This window comes from Ferruginibacter sp., assembly GCF_028288465.1.
Taxonomy (GTDB): domain Bacteria; phylum Bacteroidota; class Bacteroidia; order Chitinophagales; family Chitinophagaceae; genus Ferruginibacter.
In genome coordinates this window covers 1-23,309 of the sequence record NZ_JAQBNR010000058.1, presented here as the reverse complement: position 1 = coordinate 23,309, position 23,309 = coordinate 1, and the positions used below count along the sequence as shown (strand labels likewise).

General features: G+C 37.9%; 23 protein-coding genes and 1 pseudogene. 10 read left to right on the top strand and 14 right to left on the bottom strand.

Annotation, left to right across the window (positions count from 1 at the left end; genetic code table 11):
- Positions 1 to 294: HEPN domain-containing protein (locus JWR61_RS22580; RefSeq protein WP_301929977.1), on the top strand; the 294-nt coding region annotated here is incomplete at its 5' end.
- 1,064 nt (positions 295 to 1,358) lie between these two features.
- On the opposite strand, the gene JWR61_RS22575 is transcribed toward JWR61_RS22580, so the two are convergent.
- A complete protein-coding gene (locus JWR61_RS22575; protein WP_301929976.1) occupies positions 1,359 to 1,631 on the bottom strand; it encodes a DUF4242 domain-containing protein in 273 nt (90 codons plus the stop codon).
- A gap of 87 nt (positions 1,632 to 1,718) precedes the next feature.
- Positions 1,719 to 4,313 carry an AAA family ATPase gene (locus tag JWR61_RS22570; RefSeq protein ID WP_301929975.1) on the bottom strand — a complete coding sequence of 865 codons (2,595 nt, stop codon included), beginning with the start codon at positions 4,311 to 4,313 and terminating at the stop codon, positions 1,719 to 1,721.
- Between the two features lie 120 nt (positions 4,314 to 4,433).
- On the opposite strand from JWR61_RS22570, the gene JWR61_RS22565 reads away from it, so the two are divergent.
- Both JWR61_RS22565 and JWR61_RS22560 read left to right on the top strand, forming a co-directional pair.
- Positions 4,434 to 5,069: a DUF4242 domain-containing protein gene (locus JWR61_RS22565; protein ID WP_301929974.1), complete on the top strand. Its 636-nt coding sequence runs from the start codon at positions 4,434 to 4,436 to the stop codon at positions 5,067 to 5,069.
- 219 nt (positions 5,070 to 5,288) lie between these two features.
- Positions 5,289 to 5,939: a hypothetical protein gene (locus tag JWR61_RS22560; protein ID WP_301929972.1), complete on the top strand. Its 651-nt coding sequence runs from the start codon at positions 5,289 to 5,291 to the stop codon at positions 5,937 to 5,939.
- Between the two features lie 669 nt (positions 5,940 to 6,608).
- Here JWR61_RS22560 and JWR61_RS22555 read toward each other — a convergent pair.
- The 12 genes from JWR61_RS22555 to JWR61_RS22505 form a co-directional block, all read right to left on the bottom strand.
- The gene (locus JWR61_RS22555) at positions 6,609 to 8,651 is read right to left on the bottom strand and encodes an ATP-binding protein (protein WP_301929971.1); all 2,043 of its coding nucleotides are present in this window, start codon (positions 8,649 to 8,651) and stop codon (positions 6,609 to 6,611) included.
- A gap of 689 nt (positions 8,652 to 9,340) precedes the next feature.
- Entirely contained in the window at positions 9,341 to 9,688 is a 348-nt protein-coding gene (locus JWR61_RS22550; protein WP_301929970.1) for a hypothetical protein, read from the bottom strand.
- A 389-nt stretch (positions 9,689 to 10,077) separates the two neighbouring features.
- The gene (locus JWR61_RS22545; RefSeq protein ID WP_301929969.1) at positions 10,078 to 10,530 is read right to left on the bottom strand and encodes a cupin domain-containing protein; all 453 of its coding nucleotides are present in this window, start codon (positions 10,528 to 10,530) and stop codon (positions 10,078 to 10,080) included.
- Between the two features lie 570 nt (positions 10,531 to 11,100).
- Positions 11,101 to 13,419, bottom strand: coding sequence for a S41 family peptidase (locus JWR61_RS22540; protein WP_301929968.1), 2,319 nt, complete (start codon positions 13,417 to 13,419; stop codon positions 11,101 to 11,103).
- 24 nt (positions 13,420 to 13,443) lie between these two features.
- A complete protein-coding gene (locus JWR61_RS22535; protein ID WP_301929967.1) occupies positions 13,444 to 14,721 on the bottom strand; it encodes a hypothetical protein in 1,278 nt (425 codons plus the stop codon).
- A gap of 318 nt (positions 14,722 to 15,039) precedes the next feature.
- Positions 15,040 to 16,227 (bottom strand): GAF domain-containing sensor histidine kinase, encoded by a 1,188-nt coding sequence (locus JWR61_RS22530; RefSeq protein ID WP_301929966.1) that lies wholly within the window; start codon positions 16,225 to 16,227, stop codon positions 15,040 to 15,042.
- A 311-nt stretch (positions 16,228 to 16,538) separates the two neighbouring features.
- Positions 16,539 to 16,706 (bottom strand): hypothetical protein, encoded by a 168-nt coding sequence (locus tag JWR61_RS22525; protein ID WP_301929965.1) that lies wholly within the window; start codon positions 16,704 to 16,706, stop codon positions 16,539 to 16,541.
- A gap of 126 nt (positions 16,707 to 16,832) precedes the next feature.
- The gene (locus tag JWR61_RS28320; protein WP_367881817.1) at positions 16,833 to 17,012 is read right to left on the bottom strand and encodes an ATP-binding protein; all 180 of its coding nucleotides are present in this window, start codon (positions 17,010 to 17,012) and stop codon (positions 16,833 to 16,835) included.
- A complete protein-coding gene (locus tag JWR61_RS22520) occupies positions 16,991 to 17,341 on the bottom strand; it encodes a sensor histidine kinase KdpD (protein WP_301929964.1) in 351 nt (116 codons plus the stop codon). The genes JWR61_RS28320 and JWR61_RS22520 overlap by 22 nt, the downstream gene beginning before the upstream one ends.
- A 186-nt stretch (positions 17,342 to 17,527) precedes the next feature.
- Complete coding sequence (locus JWR61_RS22515; protein ID WP_301929963.1) at positions 17,528 to 17,725, bottom strand: hypothetical protein; 198 nt, start codon at positions 17,723 to 17,725, stop codon at positions 17,528 to 17,530.
- 44 nt (positions 17,726 to 17,769) lie between these two features.
- A complete protein-coding gene (locus JWR61_RS22510; RefSeq protein WP_301929962.1) occupies positions 17,770 to 18,255 on the bottom strand; it encodes a hypothetical protein in 486 nt (161 codons plus the stop codon).
- 299 nt (positions 18,256 to 18,554) lie between these two features.
- Positions 18,555 to 19,598 carry a methyltransferase gene (locus JWR61_RS22505; protein WP_301929961.1) on the bottom strand — a complete coding sequence of 348 codons (1,044 nt, stop codon included), beginning with the start codon at positions 19,596 to 19,598 and terminating at the stop codon, positions 18,555 to 18,557.
- Positions 19,599 to 19,842: 244 nt separating this feature from the next.
- Between JWR61_RS22505 and JWR61_RS22500 the strand changes: the two genes are divergently transcribed.
- The 7 genes and pseudogenes from JWR61_RS22500 to JWR61_RS22470 form a co-directional block, all read left to right on the top strand.
- Positions 19,843 to 20,175: a hypothetical protein gene (locus JWR61_RS22500; RefSeq protein ID WP_301929960.1), complete on the top strand. Its 333-nt coding sequence runs from the start codon at positions 19,843 to 19,845 to the stop codon at positions 20,173 to 20,175.
- Positions 20,156 to 20,302 (top strand): hypothetical protein, encoded by a 147-nt coding sequence (locus JWR61_RS22495; protein WP_301929958.1) that lies wholly within the window; start codon positions 20,156 to 20,158, stop codon positions 20,300 to 20,302. Before JWR61_RS22500 ends, JWR61_RS22495 begins: the two co-directional genes overlap by 20 nt.
- A 1,274-nt stretch (positions 20,303 to 21,576) precedes the next feature.
- Complete coding sequence (locus JWR61_RS22490) at positions 21,577 to 21,909, top strand: hypothetical protein (protein WP_301929957.1); 333 nt, start codon at positions 21,577 to 21,579, stop codon at positions 21,907 to 21,909.
- Between the two features lie 65 nt (positions 21,910 to 21,974).
- Positions 21,975 to 22,301 carry a hypothetical protein gene (locus tag JWR61_RS22485; protein WP_301929956.1) on the top strand — a complete coding sequence of 109 codons (327 nt, stop codon included), beginning with the start codon at positions 21,975 to 21,977 and terminating at the stop codon, positions 22,299 to 22,301.
- A 26-nt stretch (positions 22,302 to 22,327) separates the two neighbouring features.
- Positions 22,328 to 22,648, top strand: coding sequence for a hypothetical protein (locus tag JWR61_RS22480; protein ID WP_301929955.1), 321 nt, complete (start codon positions 22,328 to 22,330; stop codon positions 22,646 to 22,648).
- A gap of 12 nt (positions 22,649 to 22,660) precedes the next feature.
- The gene (locus JWR61_RS22475; protein WP_301929954.1) at positions 22,661 to 22,852 is read left to right on the top strand and encodes a hypothetical protein; all 192 of its coding nucleotides are present in this window, start codon (positions 22,661 to 22,663) and stop codon (positions 22,850 to 22,852) included.
- 69 nt (positions 22,853 to 22,921) lie between these two features.
- Positions 22,922 to 23,309: pseudogene (locus tag JWR61_RS22470) on the top strand (hypothetical protein); the annotation flags it as partial.

Sequence of the window (23,309 nt, the reverse complement as noted above, 5' to 3'; positions counted from 1 at the left end):
ATGCTGCACCAGGCTGCAGAGCAGGCATTGCTGACCATCTTTAAAAAAGGCACCGGCCTGCATCTTAGCAGTCACAATATACACAAGCTGCTCCGTTATTGCGCCCTGGTAAATTATAAAATACCGGCCATCTTTCCGGCAGGCAATGAAGCCAGTGAAAGACTGCTGCGCCTGCTGCAGAAAGCCTATATAGAGGCACGTTACAAAGAAGATTTTGCCATCAGCAGCGCCGATTTAATTTCAATTACAGAAAAAGTAAAAATGTTGCAGGGGATACTGCAGCAAGCAGAATAGCATCTTGCTTTTACACAGTTTAAACCTTTCACGAAAACAGCGTAGCTGGTTACATTGCGCAACAGAAAGGCCTTTTATTAATACTTAGGCTGTAACAAACCTAACAGTAGCATTACCAAAGCTGAAAGGACTATGTACAACAGCCGAACAAAGCTAACTGTCAGCAACGGTCCGTTTTCGTTGCTGACTTGACTTTTTTTTGTTACTTTTTTTTTACAAATAAATTCCGCGATCTGTAGTACAAATTTTTACTCCTACTGATCACACCAATGAGAATAAAGCCTTTACTAATACTTCGACTGTAACAACCCTAACAGTAGAATTACAAAGGCCGAAACTACTATGCACAATAGCTCAACGAAGCTATACGGCAGCAACGGGCCGTATTCGTTGCCTCCTTGACTTTTTTTGTTATCTTTTTTGTGTCCAGGACAAAAAAAGTAAAGAGTAAACAACAATTAACTAAAAAAATTACGACCTGGATACACAATCTCTACAAATAGAAAAACAGTAAGGTTATAAGCGGCAATTATGAGGATTATTATTACTCCGCAAATCAACCTGATAAACACCAGTGGGAATAAAACCTTTACTGGTACCTGGACCTTAACAAGCCCAACAGTAGGCGGTCTTAACTTTTTTTTGTTATCTTTTTTGGTGTCCGGGACAAAAAAAGTAAAGATGAAGCAGCAATTAAATAAAATACCCTCAATATGCTAACCCCAAAAAATAGCAAAAAAAACGCTTCTTTCTACTTGCGCAGTAACAAACCTACCAGTGGCATTAAAAAAGCCGAAGCTACCAGGCACAAGAGCCTAACAAAGCTACCTAACGGCAACGGCCTGTAGACCATAAGTAAATTACAGAACTAAAAGATAAACTATCAATGTTCAACTCCAATTAAAGCTCGTCATTTTTAAGATGGACTTTATTTTTCAACTTTAACCACCTCTATATTCAAAAAAGGCGTATTTTGTTTAGTTCCTTTCAGGAAAATTTTCTTTTAAAACCCATCATCCTGCACCATAAAATCGGTAAATGACATTAGCAATTACCCGATTTGTTTACTCTGCAGTCGCTGGGCTGATTATTACTTTCACCTCTTCAACCTTATTTGCGGGAAATCCTGCACAACTGGAATGTTCCCTGATAACATCTTCACTTTCAGCTTCGTGAATGCAATAAATTTTGTCGTTGGTCACATACGACTCAACCCACTTGTATGGTTTACCTAATACTGATACTACTGAATTAGAAGTTTTTGAAATGGCCTGCAATTCTTCTGCGGTCATATTGCCCGCTCCGGGGATTTCTCTTTCGATAATAAATTTTTTCATCGCATAATTTTTTAAGTTGGATACAAAAGTATTTTTAAAAATACAGTTGTATCTATACGCTGTCCCCCATTTTACGCAGTAAATTCCCTATTTTAAAATTCCTGCACGAATAGCCTCGCTGACAGCCTTGGAACGGGAGCTTGCATCCAATTTAAACAAGATGCTGGAAATATGATGATCAACCGTTTTTGCCGAAATATACAATTGTGCGGCAATTTCTTTGTTCTGCATATCTTCTTTAAGCAGCCGCAACACATCCATTTCCCTGTAAGTTAAAAAGGCAGCATTTGAACGGGTTGATTGTCTTATGCCGCGTGGAATATTTTTAATGCCTGACTTCCTCATTTCCTGTTTCATTTTTTCATATACTGCATTGGCATCTAAATCCTGAACTATTTTAATGGCTTTTCTTTTATCGTCCTCTTCCCCTTCAAATAATACAAGCGCCTGTTCATAAAAGCATCCTGTTTTTTCCCAAAAGGACGCAGCTTTTAAAATCTTTGCTACACTGCCTGTATCATAAGCTTCAGCAATTTCTTTGCCTGCTACAAAATGCCTTCCTGCTTTTTTCATCCAGAATGCAAATTCATCTTTTTCTAAATCAATACCAGTCTGTTGCATGAGAACAGCTGTCTGTTCAATATCATCTTGTTCAACAATCGTATTGCCGGTAAGCCATTCATATTCTAATAAAGCAACCATTGAAGGAATAACCCTTTGCAATTCCATTGTTTTAAATGATCTTGTTTTTGCTTCCAGCAAAAGGGGGAGTACATCTGTATCTCCCTTCCTCATCAGTATCTTTGCCACCACAATAAGCGCAGTGATTTTAATAATGGCGGGCTGGTTCTCATTTTTTAAAAGATTATCTGCAATGCTGCATGCTTCGCCCCAGTGCCCGGTTTCAAGATTTAGTCTTGCTTTCCACGATAACATATAGTTACTCCAGGAGTTTAAGTCTCTTTCCTCACAATAATGAATACCATCGTCCAATGTTGTGCTGGCAAAAGCATAACTTTTTATTTTTACTGAACCGCTCGCCAGGTTTGTATAAGCACGTGCAGCGTCTGCATGATAAGAATTTTTTAATGCTATTTCCAGGCTTTGCTGCAGCATTGCTATACCTTCTTGTTCGGTTGAAGAAATACACATTTGTACTGAGCCAACATTATTAAGTGCATGACAAAGAATTTCCTCATTGCCTAATTCCTTTGCCATCTTGATTGCCTTCTCTCCCCACATCATACATTCAGCAGGTTCATCAGACAGCATTTTTAATTGTGACATATTACTGAACGCCATTGCCTTTGTTATCGAAGCCGGCTGATCTTTCAGCACTTCGATAGCCTGCCAGCCAAAGTCTTCCGCATGCCTCCTGTTGCCATTAAACCACCAGAGGCGGGATAAGAAACGCAGGTTATCACCGGTTTTTTCTATATCAGCATGCTCTTTTGAGTTGTTTAAAACTTTTTCAGTAAAAGTAATGGCTTCTTGTATCTGGTTGCTGAGGTAGCATTCGTAGGCATAAGCTTCATAAAATTTCACCAGTTGGTTTTTCTTATTTCCTTCAAAATATTCAATAGCCGTGAGATATAATTTTGATGCTTCCAGGTGTGCACCTATCAATGCAGCTTTTTGTGCAGCCTCCGGTGCATATTTAATCACCAATTTTTTTTCATTGGCATTTTTTGCATAATGCAGTATCCGTTCAATCTCACCTTTTTCTTCAAAAGAATCTAAAAAAAGTTCAAGCATCAATTTATTTAGTTCCATCCGCCTGAATGGAGTAAGTGATTCTTCAATTGTTCTCCGGTATAACTCATGTTTGAAAACGACTTTACCACTTTGCACAATAATGACACTTATTGCAAAGCAATGATCTATATCCCACCACGAATTTTTGATTGTAGCGACACGTTCAACTTCCAATCCTTCCGGCATCACAGACCATATTTGCCAGGCATTTTTTGTGCCTTCTTTCTGGCGTTCATACACAGAAAGTATTGAGTCTTTAATATTATCAGGAACACCAAGGCTGTAACTAGCCAAAATCTCATTTACATAAAAAGGATTACCTCCCGATATGCTGTAAACATCTTCGCCGCTATAACCTTTGTGCGTGGCCATTTCCACAACAGCCTGCTTTGATAATGGCGTCACCACCAGTTTAGTAAAAGAATCCGGGGGCAGTTGCCCTAATACATTTCGCAACGGATGCATTAAGTGAATCTCATCGTCACGATAGGTAAGAATGAATAGACACGGCAATTGATAAATGCGCCTGGCAAAAAACCTGATGAAGTCAAGCGTCCCTTCATCGGCCCAGTGAATGTCTTCAAACACAATTAATAACTTACCTTTTTTGGCGCTTAGCTCCTGGAAAAAATCGGCAAACAATGCGGATCGTTCTTCGCTTGAAGGGGAAGTCGGCCAACGCTCTTTGTTAACCTGCCACAGAATATCATACAAAGGTGCCAAAGGCCGCGGTGTAAACAGGGCATCGCAGGCTCCCTGATAAATGCTGCATTCATGAGACTGTTTTTTGCAAAAAGCCTTTACCAGCGCCGTTTTCCCAATGCCGGCTTCGCCGCTTATAAATACGCAATGCCCTTCTCCATCTGAAATATCTTCAAAATGTTGTTGCAGCAATGCCATCAATCCATCTCTTTCAATCAGCGCCATAATTTATAAAATAGGTATGCTAAAAATTAAAATAGGGAGAATTTCTTACAATCTGAAGTTCGTTATAATCGTGCTTTGTATTAGAAATAAAATAATCAAACAAAATTAAAACTATTCGTTATGAAAATTATTCTTTCGTTTTCAACTTTTATTCTTGCCGGCAGTATTTCCTTTCACGTGTGTGCACAAACAAAGAAAATTGATACATCAGCGCAACCAGGAAACGCAAAAAACCTTTATATAGATGTTCACCAGCTAACACCGGGCAAAGTAAAATTTGAAGAGGTGGCGGCAGCACATTTAAAAGATTTGGCCGTTGAAAAAAAATATGATGTGCATTTTATTAATTATTGGGTTGATGAAGAGAAAGGCCTTGTTTATTGTCTTTCATCTGCCGGTGATAGCAGCTCAATAAGAAAAACACATGCGGAAGCTCATGGGTTATTGCCCGACCATATATTTAAAGTGACGGAAGGATCAGAAGCTACGTTAACAGGAAATAAAAAATTATTTCTCGACATACATGAATTAGGTGCAGGAAACGTAACGTCCGCCGCAGTGGCAGATGCACATAAAAAAGATCTTGCTGTACAGGGAAAATATGGTGTGAATTTTATTAATTACTGGGTGGATGAAAAAGCAGGAGTAGTAATGTGTTTATCAGAAGCAGCGGATTCGAATGCAATTATTGCAACGCATAAGGAAGCACATGGATTGATACCAGTTGAAATACTTAGAGTAAAACAGGGCCAATAAAAGGCGCTATGTTCATTAAGATACCTTAACCTAACTAACGGCCAAAACGAAGAACTGATAAGAGAACATGCTAAAAAAGGTGGGTTTCCTGCCAATTCTATCGTTGAAATTTCATCGGTAATCAGTCCGGCTACTGCAAATTAATTATAACTCATAGCCGCATTTGCTGATCCCGCTTCTGTAGGCTGGTCTAATTTTTTCAATCTAAAAAAAACAAAAATGAAAAATTTATTCAACAGCGCTTTGCGTTTCAACAGGAAATCTTTTAAAGTACACCAAACACTGTATGGTGTCATTAACAAGGCTGCATTACCTTTTTGTTTACTGGTGTCAATTAGTTTTTTATTTGGGTGTGAAAAAGAGAGTATGGAGACCCCGGCAGAAGAATTTAAAAGTGCAAGCAACCTTGCTAAAAGTACAAATAGCCTGGCTGCCAAATCTGAAGGAAATGTTGTTAATGATTATACCGGCCTTTCAGATGAAACAGTGTGGGAGTTACAGCAGGCCCGCGCTGCTACTGCCAGGTATAAAAAAATTGAAAACGCATTAAAAGATGGCTATGCAGATATTGCGGTAGACGTAGAGGGGATGGGACATCATTTCATGAAAACAACGATCGTAGATGGAATAGTTGACATTAGGGAACCGGAAATATTGGTGTATAATAAAAATGCCGGAGGAGAACAGGAATTGGTAGCGGTAGAATACGCAGTGCCACTTACTTTTCCAAAGCCTGAAGGTTTTACCGGCCCGGCTGATGTGTGGAATGGCACCTCTGGTTTTCCTTTGTGGTTGTTACATGCCTGGGTATGGTCTTACAACCCCGATGGCGTTTTCAATTGGACCAATTCCACGGTACATCTGCATTGAAGATAAGTTTGGCGTACCGACGCTAAATTTAGGCAAGATTATAAGGGTAGACAAGCTTGGAAACCGACAAGTAATTGCATCAGGACATAACTTTCCTACAGCTATGACTTTTGGACCTGATGGTAGCTTATATTTAACTTACTCAGCTATTGGCGCACCGGGTACAGGACAAGTATTGCAAATCGGTTTCAAGTGCGAATTAGTACTGGGCGATATTAATATTTATAATTAATACAAACTATTTCAATTTTTGGTAGTGTATCAGGTTGGAATTATAGCTTTTGCAAAACATTGATAATTTTGTCTTTCCAACAAAGGGAATTTCAAAGGGTCTTCTGCAATTTTCAATGCCTGTAGTGATAATTCGAGCGCTTTTGGGTAATAGCTCCACGCAAAATGATAGGCCTGAGATGACAATATCCCAGCCTCATATAACTTTATTTTCAATTTTTGAGTAAGGGATAAACTTTGCGCCGGTAAAGATCTGAACTGTCAAAGTTGTTATTATAATAATAGAATCCTAATTGACTCAATACATCCATACGGATGGTATCATTGGCAGCGTTTTGTAAAGCCAGATGCAGACTGTCTAATTGTTGTTGCTTTGGTTGCGCTTCAACCAGGGAGGCAACAACAAAAGCAGTAATATTATTAATGGTTTCATAAAATTTATTTAGTCGCTGGTATTTGTATTATAAATGCAGTTCCTTCCCCCTCCCTGGTTTCCACTTTTATTTCACCGCCCTGCGCTTTTACAATATCATAACTTAATGATAAACCCAAACCGGTTCCTTGTCCCGCTGGCTTGGTAGTGAAGAAAGGTTGAAAGATTTTATCTACTACCTTTTGAGGAACGCCATTTCCATTGTCTTTTACTGAAATCGAAATTTTACCCCCATCACCTGAAGGGGAGTACAGTCTTTGGGTTGTTACAGTTACTACAGGTTCGTAAGCTTTGCCTTCAGCTTCAGGCTTTAAGCTTTTCGCTTTGAACTTTTCATTTACTGCATAAAACGCATTGTTGTATAAATTTAATAACACCCTTCCAATATCTTGTGGAACGATATTTATTTCACCGATACTTTCATCAAACTCAGTTTTCATTATTGCATTGAATGAACTGTCTTTTGCTCTTAGGCCATGGTAGGAGAGACGCAAATATTCATCAGCCAATTTATTAATGCCAGTTGCTTCTTTAACACTGTTGCTGCTACGGCTGTGTTGCAGCATTCCTTTTACAATGGCATCGGCACGCCTGCCGTGATGATTTATTTTTTCTTCGTTTGCAATTACATCAGTGGCAATTTCTTTTGCATCAGTAATATTTCCTTTATCTATTTCATCCTTCATTTCCGCCAATAATTCTTTGTTGACGTCGCTAAAATTATTAACGAAGTTTAATGGGTTTTGAATTTCGTGGGCAATGCCTGCGGTAAGTTCGCCCAACGAAGCCATTTTTTCGGACTGGATAAGTTGTGCTTGAGTGGATTTTAAATTCGTGAGTGTTGTTTCTAAAACTTTGTTGGCTTTTTGTTTTTTTAAATTATTGCTATATAATACAATTGAAATAAGGGTAAATATAATCAGGCATCCAGCAATCATAGCAATGCGCATACGGCTTTTGTTGTCCAGTTCAGTTTCTTTAAGTTTCATCATTTGTTCCTGTTCAACCAATGCCCTGTTTTGTAGATTATTTAGAGCAACGTCTCTTTTAGTGAAAGCCTTGTCTTTTTCTGAGATGGATAAGGTTTGGTATTTTATAATACTGTCTTTATTATTTTTTAGTTTATATGCTTCTGCCATATTAAAATAAACTGCGCCAAGATTATTTTCACTGATTTTCTCCAATATGTTTAACCAGCCATGTGCATAATAAATAGCGGAATCCGAATTCTGTTTTACATGTAAATAAAAGGAGGTCAGGTTGGAATAAGTTCCAGCCAAATTTGTATAATTTTCGAAATGAGAACTGATGGCTATACTTTTTCGATAATAATAAAGCGTAGAATCATCATTTTTCATTTGCAGCCATATCTTACCAATTAGCATATTACAATAACCTAAAGGCTTTATTTCACCTGCATCAGTTAACAATTGCATGGCCTCTCTTTCCATTATTAATGCTGTATCAATAATACCCTGATCAAGATATTTTTGGCCTAAATCTAGGTTTATATATCCCAGATTTTTTAAGAACCGGTTTTTTTCGGCGATATCTTTTGCGGAAAGAAGCAGTTCTTTTGATTTCTCATTATTATTGGCACTCGCCATCATGCTTGCAAAATCTTTATACACTGCAGCAAGGATCATAAGCCGGTCTTCATCTACGGAGATCTTATTTCTGATTTCCCAGGTCTTACTATTAAAAGAAGGATCATTGGCAATTTTAAGGGCCTCTGTAAAGCAAGTATATGCTTCTGAAAATTTTTGTAAATGCATTAGTGCATGTCCTTTGTTGCTGAGTGAGGATGCGACATCTAAGGACTTATGATTTCTATTGGCCAAATCAATACATGCATTTGAAAAAAAAATAGATGAGTCTCTGTCTTTTTCGATATAAAAATCAGTTAACAGCGTTTGAACCTTATATTTTGCTGAATCATCAAATGCATGTTGTAATACACTGTACAAACTATCTTTAACAGGGACCTGAGAAGACACATGTCCTGTCTGCAATAGGAGCAAGAATAAAATAGTATAATATATTTTCATCTGTAAAATTTATGGGTTATCGACAGCTTTTATTTTTCATCTATAATTCAAATAATGGATAAATAAATAATAAATTCACTTCCTTCGTTTCACATTTAACTCCACACAATGTGCTTTTACAATATTTAAGCTTGTCTGAACCACCGATTAGCACAGATGGCCCGATTTCACGGCTTTTTTTATTTCGTTTGTAATCTCGTTCATCTGAGAAATCTTTTAATCTTTTTAATCGATGATTCAGACTATCGGCAATTGAATAATAAACCCAGTCCCTGCCCCCATCTGGCGCAGGTGTCCTTCTCCTGTGCCTTCTTGTTACTAATCTTCAAGCCGGTAACTTTTCAATTGAAGAAATTAAAAACGTGCTGACACTGGAAACCAGAAGCCCTGGTTGTTAGCGGCAGTACAAACATGTAATTAATTTATTCCTTTACTCTTCAGCCATTTCATTTCTTTAGATTCTCTTGCTTTGTCAAATTTTTCCGCATCCTGGTTTATAGAATCAAAGACCGGGTTGCCTGCCATTGCTGATAGTAGGGTGGTTTATTAAAATCGTATTTATTATCCAGCTTTTTCTATCTGCTCAATCATTTTTTTTGTCGATGCCTTATAAATCTTTTCGCCAAGCGCTCTGCTGGCGAGCCGCGGCGCTCCGAAATAGCCAGGCCAATCGTTTCTTTTTGCAAGTGTTACCACTCTTCTGCGCTATCTGCTGTTACTGACTTCGCTCTTTTAAAAGGTAGCTTTGCGAATTCTGGTTTTAAATACTGAACCGTACTATGTTCTTCCAAACCGGCATGAACTGTAAAGCCGTCTTCTTTTTGCTGTTCCAAAGTTGAAAAATTAGTACTTACAAGATCATCAAGATTTGTAATGTTAACCATCCTTCCCTTGTAAATATCATTAAAATAATCACAAGCCAGGTCTATTGCATGGTTATGATTATTTGTCCCGGCGGTTTTCGCCTTAAACGCTACAAATAAAAACGCTTTACTGCGAAACCCCGACGCAGAATAGAGCTCTATTTTTTGCTCCATCTCTTTTACGCGTATGGCTACTTTTATATACGGCGAACTTTCAACGTCGGGGTTTCGCTTGCGATGGCTTTATAATTTAAAGCTAAGCTGGCGAAAACCCCGCCAGGACAGCTACATAAGGAAGCACATGGATTGATACCAGTTGACATACCGGGAGTAAAACAAGGCCAATAAAAGGCCCTATGTCAATAACAAGTTTGATCTGTTTATTTATAGATTAGCATAATGGCTGCTAAATTTATAAATAAATGTTCATTAATTATTCTATTGTTTGGCTTTATTCGCCGGCTGGGACTAAAGCCCGGTAGCGAACAAAAAGTGGAGGCTATATTCGGCGCCCCGCCATTTTGCCAAACGAACATGTTGTGTGCTGCATTGCTACTTTACAGTTAATGATTTCTTGGGTCATCCTTTGGATTTTCATAAAAAATATCGAATGGATTTTCTCCATGAGCAAGAAATATACATTCGTCAGACGTAGAAGCAATGTATTTCATTTTAGCAGGTAAAGTGAAAAAACCGCCTTGAGTAATTGTAACGTCAGCAGCGTTGTTTCTTTTTATTGTCATGCTACCTTTTATAATGATAACGGTACACTCAAATGTATGCCAATGCATAGGAACTGTATAATTTTTTGGGAACTTTGCATAAAAATCATAATGTCCTTTTGTTGGGTCGCCATAAACAACTGCGGATACTGCTCCCGGAGGCAATGTTGTCTTGGGATGCCATTCAAGTTGATTAATATTCTTTACTATCATGGTATCACTTGCGTTTTGTCCGAAGCAAAATGCATAACAAAAGAAAAGAAAAAAAATAGTCGTAATTGATTTTGTTTTCACAATGATTTGTTTTTTGTTTTTTTTAATAATAAATGTTAGTAAGAAGTTTTATTTGTAGCACACTACGGTAGTTTTTGAAAAAACATCGTTGCAAAACAAATATACACAGAATGTGAATAGCCTAAATGGTGTATGATTTTTGTTGCTGAACAGCATGCAATTTATGCAAGGAAAAAACCGCCATCAAACCTGCTTCACTACACCAGACGAACAGGTGAGTGCCGAAAACGCAGTAAGGCATTTATGGACAAACTTCTGTACAGGCGGGGTTTTCACAGGTTATGCCAGCAATAAGCATGTGCTTTCCGTGAAACCCCGACGCCGGAAGCACTGCCTTCCAAAAGCGCCATTCCCCGATATATGAAACATACAGCAAACTGTTTGCAACTCTTTTCTGCGTCGGGGTTCACCGTGATAGTTTTATAATTGTTATTAGCTTCGGTGAAAACCCCTCCGATACTCAAAGGCTTCATTGTTGGTGCTGCGCTCCCGACGAAGCCTTAGTTGTTGGGCGTTCACCTTTCTGAATTTAATCCTGGTCAAAATTGTATGCCAGGTAAAATATTGAATTTATTTTCCAGTCCGTAAATATTTGACAGCTCTTTCTAAAACTTCATCTTTGCCAGATTGTATGCCTTTTATTGTAGGTTGTACATAAATGTCTGGCTGCACGCCTATTCGTTGTGTTCTTTTACCATCTGGAAATGATACTATTTCTTCAGTATACCACAAGGTAATATTGCCCGGAACTACAAAACTTGTCATACCCCCATCGGTACCAGAAGTTGGGGTACCAATCAATGTTGCATTAGCCGAAGTTTTCAGTATAATGGCTACGTCTTCACCGGCACTTTGGGGCGCTTCATTTATAAGCACCACTATTTTGCCTTTATAAATCCTTGCATCCACACTATTATTTGTATTCCAATCTTTATAATCGCTTTGATTTACAGAATACGTCTCTTTAAAACTATTTTGCTGCATACCTATTTCGTCTATGTTTGGTGCTATTGCCACAGGTGTAGTAGCCCTGTGAAGGGCCGCATTTTTGTTGATGGCAAACTTGCTGAAGTCAATATAACAGTGCGGATAGCCTCTGTCATCAAAAATGATGGCTTTCGTATTTTTAAACACCTTGAACATTGAATCAACGTCCTTACTGCTTAAAAGACTCGTAATGTCTGCATAACCTATATCCTTCGTTAATAGCTTAAACGTAGGTTCGAGGTGTTGAGAATAGATTTTCAAAGTATAATCATCACTATACCAGTTCCCATCATATTTTGTTAGAGTAGGCAAATCAACCATTCGGATTTTTTCATCCCTTCCTTGTACTTTTAGTTTTCGTATCTGGCCTTCCTTTCCAAACAACAGAAATTTGCTGATAAAGAATGTTTGTGAAGCCTTAGTAGAAGCTGATTGATATTTCCGTGCCTCCTCAATTTGCATCAATGGGTCTTTCCCGTCAATGGATAGGATAACATCCCCCTTTTTGATACCAGTTTTTGTGCAAACAGAGTCATTATAGATACCGGTAACCACCACTTTATTTTCAATGACACTGGTAATAACAGGAGGGATAAAGTCACCTCTTCCCTGAATAATCGGATTCAGCTTCAGGCTAAATGTTCCATAGGTAACAAAGCCATGACTATCCTGGATATTGCTATACAACCCGGCTACTGCCCTTACGTATTCCAAGGAATCACGAGCAGCAATAAATTTTGGCACAGCTGCTTTGTATGCTTCTTGCCAGTTCCTGTCCATTAGCTCCTTACCGGGAAAAAAGTTATCCATTTCAGCAAATATGGTAGCCGCAGCCAACATCCTATAGTTTACGGATGGATAATTATCCTCTTTTCTAGGAATATTTACCTGGTTAATGGCCTGTGGAGCAGCAACTGCAGCAACTGAAGCTTGTTTGAAGCCTTTTACAATTAAATCCTTTGCTAATAGAACTGCCGAATCCGGATTTTCGGAACCAGAATACGTAGCATTTGGATGTATCACGCATAAAGAGCCATCTGCATTTACCGCCTCTGCTACTCTCATTTTAATAACCACGCTATCCTGAATATAAAAGCTGGTACTCTTTCCAATTGTTAACGTTTTTCCCTCTTGTTGAACAATGGCTGCAAGGCCCTTTTGTTGTAAGGCAATGGCTGTAAGAGGAACGTCATTTTCATTACTTACAATAAATACAATTGGCTTATTTTTTTCTGCCGTACCTGTAAACTTAAAAACACTAACCTGTTTAAAGGACTTTTCATAAGAACCCCTGTATTGCAATCTTCTCAATGATGGCACCAACAACTCTCCTTTGAAAAGGAGAGGATTATCTGAAAACATTATGGCCCAGTCTAAAATCGTTCCTGAGGTTTGGGAATAAATAAATTGAGAATTAACTGGTTTTCGCATATCAAAGACGATACCTTTTACGTGACTTATTTTCTGATAGGCTTCCTGTATCTTATCATAGCTATAATCATTTACATCATTTAGATTAATATAGAGAATGCTATCTTTTATGGTATAAGCTGTTTCCTGTAACTGGTAAGCACTACTTTCTTTTGGCCTTTGTACAACACAGGTGGAACTATCATGGAGTACAGAAAGCATTTGCTGCATGATAGCAGCATACTTTTGTTTGTTCTTTGCATCAATTATACTTTGAACGTTCGAAACAAAGGCAGAATCCCAATTGATGTCTTTGTATTGCAGATAGGGATGAAAATATTTAATGTACCCGTAAACCTTTCCTGCGTCTGCTATACGGTTTATTTGCTCTGTTGTAAAGGACTGCTGAGAAAAACTACTGGTAAAAAATAAAGTAAAAATAGCAAACAGAAATATAGGTTTGCTTAAGTTATGGGGTTTAAATAAGTCCATGCGATTTCTTATTTTATTGTTTTATTAGTTGCTATATCCCTTATGTTTCCATTCCCATTTTATTTTACCATACCCTTTTAATAGGGGCAGATCAAAAATATTAATTTGAGTTGTAGAAAAACGAATAGAATCATTTTTGAAAACCCCATCAAACAACCATTCATTTGCCTTGTTATTCGAATAATGGAGATTGCAAACAAAGGCAGGATCACCCCAGTCTTTTAAAATTAAGAACTTGTGTAAAGTGTCGGCTTCAAAATGGTAATCAGCAATTGAATCATTTGCTTTTTGCACAGTTAATACCGGAAAATTATCTATAGCGAGTTGTTTCCAGCTCACTGTATCAATACTTCCAGGAATGCCTGCAGTGGGAATACGGGAAAATTCATTGATTTTATACAGTCCAACCAATTTGATATGGGAAGGCTGACCGAATTCATTTACTGCTTTCCATTCGTAATAAATAGCAGGAAAAATAATGTAGCAAATAAAACAAATCTTTGCCAAAACGGCTGCAAATCGATATTTCTTGTTTTCAATAAGAGGCGGGATATTGGTTAAGTTTTTATTTTTTCCCAATATAAAAAATTCGAAAAGTCGTTTTATGTCAGGCACCAGCACCATTACATCAAAAAGTAGCAAATGAAACACAGTGACTTTTACCGGGGTATCATAACCTACATCAAGAATTAAGATATTGATGAGGAATGCTAAGGAAATTAATCCACCAAAAGTGGCTGTTCTTCTAAACAGTAAAAATATAATCGCTGTCATTTCCATAAGTCCTCCAAAAAACTGGTAGCCCTTAGAAGAACCAACAAAAAGCCAGAATAAAATATGAGGATCCATGTTGCCAACAGGCTGAAGGAATTGCGCCGGATGCAATGTAAACTGTAGTAAACAAAGTTTATCAATTGCATAATCAAATAAAATTATTGCCAGATAAAAACGGGCAAAAACATGCATGTATTTATATAACTTAAGAAGCCTTTTCCCTTTGTCAATAGCAGTCCATATTATTGCCGATGCAACTGCAATTAGAAGAAAAGAAAAAACTGCCGTATAGGTTAGATAGCTATCAATGATTGGTTTCTCCTTAAATTCATGTTGGAAAAATAGCTTGTACGAGAAATTCGCAAAAGCAGAATATAGTGACTGTAAACCTGGATTTATGTACCTAAATACAAAGTCGCCATCACCAAAATAACTAACGAATGTAAAATACAAAATCAAATAAATGGAGAAAGCCCGCAGGGCTAATTGCTGTGTAATTGACCATTTTGGTAAATCATATTTAATCATTAGTCTTGGTTTAAATTTCATTTAATTCCATGAATACTTAATACCTATTTATTAGTTATGTCTTATCTGTAAGGTGACGCACAACGGCTTCTGTACTGGCGGGATTTTCACAGCTTAAGCCAGCAATAAGCATGTGCTTTCCGTGAAACCCCGACTCCGGCAGCACTGCCTTCCAAAAGCGACATTCCCCGATATTAAGCATGACAGCAAACTGTTTGCAACTATCTTCTGCGTCGGGGTTTCACCTTGATAGTTTTATAATTGTTATTTGCTTCTGCGAAAACTGCGCCGGTACTCATTAAGTTTAAGAGCATGCTATTATTTAATGACAGGAATTTCTATTGAAAATTTAGAGCCTTTATCTTTTCCCTCACTCTTTGCCAATACTTTTCCCTGATGGGCTTCTACCAATGTCTTTACAATAGAAAGTCCTAAACCCGTAGCGCTTTCACCACCTGTGGGTTTGGCACTTAACCGGCTGAAACGCTGAAATAAATGTTCTTTTTCTTCTTCTGTAAAACCGGGTCCTTCATCCCACACTTCTAAAATAACTTTATTGTTTCTTTCTTTAATCGTTATAACAATATTTTTATTTTTGGGTGAATATTTAATGGCGTTATTGATTAAATTATCTGCAACTTCAAATAATTTTCTTTCGTCGGCAAGCACTAAAGGATTGGCCTCTATATTCAATTGTATCTTTTGGTTTTTATTATCTGCTAAAATTTGATTTGTAGTAACAACATCTACAATCAAATTTGAAAAATCTATTTTTTTGAAATGAAATTGTATCTCGTTGGCTTCTCTTCGAGCAGATTCCAATAAATCCTCAATAAGCGCCATTGACTTTTTACCAGCGTTAATTATGCGATAAAGTGTTTCCTCAAATGCCTGCCCATCATTTTTTTCTTCCTTAATTAACTCCGCCCCTAAAACTATTGTGGATAGTGGATTCTTCAGGTCATGAGCAAAAATACTTAACATTTGATTTTGGTTGTAAATGGCTTTTCTTGCTGCTAACCGCAACTCCATTTGGTCAATCACAATATCAGCTAAGGTTTGTAAAAGTTCTTTTTGCTCTTCTGTAAAACGCCTTGGGTTTTTATCAAGAACGCAAAAAGTCCCCAAGTTGTATCCTTGAACTTTAAGCGGAACCGCAGCATAAAACCGTAAGCCAAGCTGACCAGCAACTAACGGGTTTGCTAAGGTTCGTGGGTCTTTTTTTGTATCCTCCACTAAATAAATTTCATCAGATAAGATTGCTGAAGCACATAATCCAGGGTCCCGGTTAATTTGGGACACATCCAATCCAAAACGAGATTTAAACCAAATCCTGTCCGTGTCAACAAGCGAAATAAGTGCAATGGGCATATCAAGTAATTTTGCAGCCAACTTTGTGAGATTGTCAAAACTTCCATCAGGTGGTGTATCTAATATGTCATACTTCTTTAAAGCTTTTATTCTTTCTGCTTCAACTTGAACAGATATTTTGGCTGCATTTTTCATGTCTAGATTGATTCGAGTTGTGTACAAATATTACCCCTAACTTCCCCGCATTGGCATTGTGGCGGAATTCTGTGATCCGTCAGCCGGGAACTGTTGCTGATTAAAGATACAAAAGTCGATGTTTATTCTGTGGATTGAGCATTACTGCTATCCGCTCCAGTGTGATACCAGGATATTTCGGGGATTGAACACCGTTCAGATTCGTTCCCTGATAAAGGTCTTTGCTTTTTCGCAGACGGATGCATTAAACACCATACACTTATTGTGCTTTCCAAAAGTATTTGGCTTGCTGCGTGGCTGAAAACTATACCTCAAAAACGTTCTGTACTGGCAGGGTTTTCACAGCTTAAGCCAGCAATAAGCATGTGCTTTCCGTGAAACCCCGACGCCGCAAGCACTGCCTTCCAAAGATCGCCCTTCCTCGAATAGGAAGCATGACCGCAAACTGTTTGCAACTCTCTTCTTCGTTGGGGTTTCATTGTAATAGTTTTATAATTGTTATTTGCTTCTGTGAAAACCCCGCCGGTACTCAGGTGGAGGAAGTTCATGTGTCATAATGATTGTTTTGTTTATTATGATTTAAAAGTTCAGTTACTAGACAGCGCTTATATTTTGCTTTCTGCAGCTAAGGGCAATGTAATGGTAAACACAGAGCCTTTTCCTTTTTCACTTACAGCCGATATAGACCCCTGATGGCGTGCCATAATTTCTTTGGCAATAAATAAACCGATACCAAAACCAGGATAGGTGCGCTGGTGTTCGCCTACCGATAAAAGCGCTCGAATATTTTTTCCTGATCTGCCCTGTCAATCCCGATGCCGTAGTCTTTTACGCTTACCGATATGTGGTTAGGCCGGGGCTCGTAAATGTAAACATCTACCGGATTGGTATCGTCGGAATATTTGATGGCGTTATTGATCAAATTGATCAGTACCTGCGCTATGCGGTCCTCGTCTCCATATACGTTACCCTTAAAATCCGCCTGTAGCCGAATAACATACTTAGTATTAATGAACATGATATCCTGTACTGTTTTGTTCACGAGATGATCCAAACTAAAGAGTTCTTTTCTTAATTCCAGTTTTCCGGTTTCCAGCCTTGTAAGGTCCAGCATTTCTGTAATTAGCCTCGTTAAACTTGTTACCTGACTATCTATCCTTTTTAAAAAAGACTGAAGTGGTAAACCTGCAAATTGTGTTTCAACGAACTAAAAGTTGAGAATATATTCGTCGCCCCGCCATATTGCCAAACCGAATGGTAGCGGCTGGGCTGATTTAGGGATTTCTCGATTGCTATTTTGTTAACTGCCATTTCCCCATATTTCTTTCATTACAACATTAAGGTCTTTTAATGCCTGGCTGCAATTACCATAGAAAGAGGAGCCATGCATGGTAGCAAGTGTCTTTGGCTCAAGGTCTGCCAGTGAATAAAGTAGTTTAGCTGTATGATGTGTATATGGGGTGTATTCCATTAAAGGCCCTTGTTCAAATTCAAGCATTGAATTCTTGTGTGAAGCTAAAATATCCTTATCTGTAATATCAGCTACGTTTCATTTTGATGGAATAAATCGGAGCATAACAAAGTTTTATTTGTCTCCTCAAACATTACTCCTGCGTCCCATCCGTGAGGTAAATGAGGAGTTCGGATAAAACGGTAATTATATTTCCCAGTATTTAAAAGGGCATTTCCAGCCATTGCATATGCAGGTCTTATCGCAAAGTCAGTCATGTTAACAATAGCCCCCGCTTCACTACAAACAGCTTGTGCTTTTGGCGCTATCTGTAACCATTCATTTAATGCTCCGCATTCATCTACTTCATAATGACTAAAGCCTATCCACTTAATCGAAGATGGAGAAATGATTTTACTCACGGCTTCCAATAGCATAGGAAAGGTTTGCCTTAGTCCGGCATGATAAAGCATTGGTTCATCATCTTTAATCAAAAAATGATTGAATTGCAAGTTAATTTCTTGAATAAAGATTGAAATTCGGTAAACCTCCGGGGCGATTTCTGAAACTTTAATCATAATATAAGGTTTTATTTAATTAGAAGTTTTTTCGATGTTATTGCGTTGTCACCAGAGCCCTTGCCGCTAACGTTAAGGCCTGGCGCAGGGCTGGCATTTGAAAATCGTCTGCCTGAACTATCGCCGATTGAAATACAAAAGTTGAAGATAACAACTAAACCTTAATTTTTAAGATCAGGCTGGAACTACTGTTGACAATGATTTGCAGCCTATTGCTCCTCTGTCAGCCAGCCTATTGCCACACCTGCTGTTGTGCGTTCGTGCTTTTTATTGACCGATGTTAATAAACGATCAGTAAGCTAATATTTATATGCAATTGCAGCGCTCGCCGGACCAGCCAATGGAATTTGATCTACTGTTTTAAATCCTGCCTGTTTAGCCCAGTTTTCAAAATCATCATGTGTATAATCAAAACCCTCTTCTGTTTCAATTAGCATATTCAAACTCATGGTTAATCCTAATATATTTTGACTACGTTGGTTATCAATAATATTTTCGATGGTTACAAATGCACCTCCTTCTGGCAGCGCTTCGTATGCTTTTTTAATAAGGTTTAATTTCTTTTCTTCGCTCCAGTTGTGCAGGATATGTCCCATTACAATTACATCAACTTTAGGAAAAGGATCAGTAAAAAAATCGCCTGTGGTTGTTTTTATCCTGTCACTCAAATTGAAATAATTAATATTTTCTTTGGCAACAGCTTCAATAGGTGGCAGGTCAAAGCTATTGCAACTCATGTGTGGATTGTGCTTTGCTACCTGTATGCTTAACATGGCGCCAGAGCCACCAATATCGCATAGCGTTTTATATTTTGAAAAATCAAACTTAGTAGAAAAGGCAATAAAATTACCTATTTGAATTCCGGTCATTGCATGTACAAACTCACGGGTTTTTTCAGGAGATTTATATATTGCTTCATACAGATTTTCACCTTGATTGGCTGCTTCGTTTTGAAGTTTGCCAGTCTTCATTGCTTCATCTAAATTTGACCAAAAACCGAACAACCGATTGTTCATCATTTCTAAAATTCCCCCAATGTAGCTGGGCTTCTCTTTATCAAGAAAAACGTTTGTATCATCGGCATTAGAATAAATGGCATTTTCACCTATGCCCTCTCTTTTTAAAAATTTAAGGGCAACGAGTGTATCCAAAAAATCGGATGCATGCCTGTCCATACAATGCCAATGGAAAAGATGTTTAATTTCTTTCAATGACAATGGTTTCTTAGCTAAATGAGTAAATAACCCTTCATTTACAGCAGTTAGTAATACTTTTGAAGGCCAAAAGCCCAAACCAACCTGCATAATACTAGCAGGATTTGGTTGTTGTGTTGTTGGTTGCATGTAAGTGTTATTTTAGATGAGTGATAAGAAGTATTTTATGAAGGTTTACTTTTAGCATTCTAAGTAACGTTTTTGTTTCTCCTTAATTATTTTTCTACTACAAATGCAACGTCAGCCGGTTTTAATTCCAATTTAGCAATGTTTTTTCTGATTTTTTCTACAAGCCTCAGTTTTCTTTTTTGGTCCACGAATAGATACTCAGTTGGTGCTAATTTATTAAATTTGGGCCACGTACAAAACCTTAATGGCAGCACTTGCTGCAATATCAACTATAGCTTCTGCACAAACCAAAATCAGTATAGATTCTGTCAGCACTCATATTGGTGAAAATGTAATTGTCTGTTCAGAAGTATTTGGATTTAAACAAAGCGGAAAAATAGCCTTTATCAACCTGGGTGCTGCCTATCCCAACTCACCTCTAACTGTGGTGATATTTGCTAAGGACATAACATACTTTAAAGAGGCTCCTGCTTCAATGTATAGTAGCAAGAAGATCTGTGTTACTGATAAGCTTCAGGATTATAAAGGTAAACCACAGATTATAGTTAGTAATCCCGATGAAACCATTTTACAGTAGCAATAATAATTATACTGCTATTCCTGATAGTATTGTAGAGCTTTCTTATGCAGGTAACGACAACTCGTCTAAAAACGTAAAAACACGTATCAATTTAATGAAAACATACGATGGCGTACGTATTTAGTGTATCTATAAAATTGGGTATTGCTGCTCTTGCGATACATCCATATCTGTCGCATCTTTGTATCAGGAAGTTATCGATGACCAATCAAAGCAATCTAATCCAACAATCCAAAGTAAAGACAATAATCGAATTCCTAGAAAACGCAAGATCCAATATTCTGAGACTATGCCGTAAAAAGCGATGATGACTCAAAAAACTGAAAAGACCAATATCCTAGTCAGAACTATAAAAGGCAATGACAACGAAAGACCAGAAAAAAACTATATCCCGGAGCTATGCTGTAAAAAGCGATGATGTTCCAAAACCAACAAACCAATATCCTTGTCTATGCTGTAAAAAGCGATGACGACAAAAAGACCAATTGAGAGAAACCAGCCAAAACATTTAATTGTTTTTCTGGAGCGCTAACCACGCAAAATTTAAAATCCTGATTAAGCAGGCTATGGCTTGCAAGTTAAAATGCTGACTTCCACAGACTATGAAAAACTAGTAGCTTGTGGAAGTTTTTTTTCTATCACTGTAGATCAATACAGGTGAACCACATGTCCTCCAAATCCCATTTATAATTGTATTACGTCTGCAGGTCCATAATGGAAATGTTACCCAACAACATAGTTTGCTAAGCATGACAAACAAATAAAGGCTCGTTAACACAAATCATAGTCTACGTAATCCTTGTGCAGATGCTTGGCAAGGTAGCAGTGAGTTCCCCCTTGATGGTTCATAATCCTTTACAGCTACCAAATTGCGTTGCTTGTAACCTGTAGGCGGGCATAACGTATGCCAGGGATTAGTCAACGACTGATTAACCCAGATTTTGCAGTATCACAAGCTTTACATTGCTTTTTCTGGCACGAAAACTTAGCTGTGCAATATAATCTGGCAGCATATTTTGATAAAATCTTATTGCATTGATATCATCATCTAAGAATGAAATTCCTTCTACAATCTTATTGATACTAAAATCCAGTGTGGGAAATAATATCTTCCACATTGAAAACAACGGCACCAGGTTATATAATCAAACTGTATTGGTGCAGGTTTTTATGGGTAACGATAGGGTAGTTAAAAAGATGATTTTATTTTAAAGTAAAAATTAGCAACCTCTTTAAGCCCTCCGCTGGAGGGCTATTTGTTTTATACCATGCGGTTTAAACTGCGAGAGAAAATCGAATTATCTAAAGGCGGCCGACTATTACTTCAGGGAAAATTGGGAGATGATTTAAATACGCTCGAAACTGAGGGACAGATGATTCAACGGGGCATGCCAGACTTTGTGGGGACTGAAAAATGTAATGGTGATAAATGACGAAGCACATCATTGTTACAGAGAAAAGCCAGAAGCAGAAGATGAAGAGAAAGAATTAAAAGGCGATGATAAAAAGGAAGCTAAGCAGAATCGTAAAGCTGCAAGACTTTGGATCTCAGGTCATGAAGCAGTAAAGCGTAACCTCGGTATAACAAGGGTAATTGACCTTTCTGCTACCCCATTTTTTTTAAGTGGTTCTGGGTATGTGGAAGGAACATTGTTTCCGTGGACCATGAGTGATTTTTCTCTCATGGATGCTATTGAATGTGGCATCGTAAAACTTCCCTTGTTCCCGTAGCAGATAATATCCCTGGCTCGGAAATGCCTATGTTCTGTGATCTTTGGAGGACTATCGGGCCAAAGATGCCAAAAAAAGGAAGGGATAAAGGAGAAGACCTTGATCCTTTAAGTATTCGACCGCAGTTGCAAACAGCGTTAGAAGCACTGTATGGTCATTATGCTAAAACTTTTGAACTCTGGGAAAAAGCCGGGATAAAAGTACCACCTTGTTTTATAGTCGTTTGTAATAACACTGCTACGTCCAAACTGGTGTATGATTATATCTCAGGTTTTAATAGAAAAAATAGTGATGGATCAATTGAGCCCGTAAATGGACGTTTAAAATTATTCCGAAATTTTGATGAGCATGGTAATCCTTACGCTCGTCAAAATACGCTTTTGATAATTTAACTGACCAGGATTTATTGCGAGAAGTAATGAACACAGTTGGTAGATATGGAAATTTAGGAGGCTCAATACGATGCGTCGTTTCTGTTTCTATATTAACTGAGGGTTGGGATGCAAATACTGTTACCCACGTCTTAGGCGTTTGGGCATTTGGCACTCAATTACTTTGCGAACAGGTTATTGGTCGTGCATTACGTAGGCAATCTTATGATCTCAATGAAGAAGGGCTTTTCAATACGGAATATGCGGATATTTTAGGCATACCATTTGACTTTACAGCTAAGCCAATAATTGCGCCCCCGCAGCCACTCCGTGAAACTATCCAAGCAAAAGCAGTACGCCCAGAATGAGATCATCTTGAAATGCGTTTTCCCAGAGTTATTGATTATCGAGTAGAACTTCCGGAAGAAAGATTAACTTCAGATTTTAATGAAGATTCAATAATGGGATTGACACCAGATGTGGTTGGTGCAACTGAAACGCAGACTTCCGGAATTATTGGTGAAAATGTTGATTTAAATTTTGTTCATACGGGTGATGTAAGACCTTCCTAAGTTTTGTATATCCTCTCAGCTCGAATAAACAACTTTATTATAACCTTTATAACTATAAAAACCGGCATTATGGATATCAAATATCAAAGGCTTCTTAAATTAATATTCCTTCTCTCTTTCGTAAACTCTAAAGTAAGCTTTGCTCAACAGGCAGATATTATTTTTACCAACGGAAAAATATTTACATCGGACACGAATCAACTTTATGTTCAGGCGCTCGCTATTAAAGGCAACAAAATTTTAAGTGTTGGTAGCGATGCGTCTATTGAAAAGCTTGCATCTGCCAAAACAAAAAAGATTGACCTGAAAGGAAAAACTGTTGTTCCCGGATTCAATGATGCACATGACCATTTAGGATGGTTAATACCTGTTGGGCAATCTTTCTTCACACCATTTTCAGTACCGGGGCCATCAAAGGAAGCTGTGATTGATTCTCTTTTAAGGCTCGTAAAAAAGG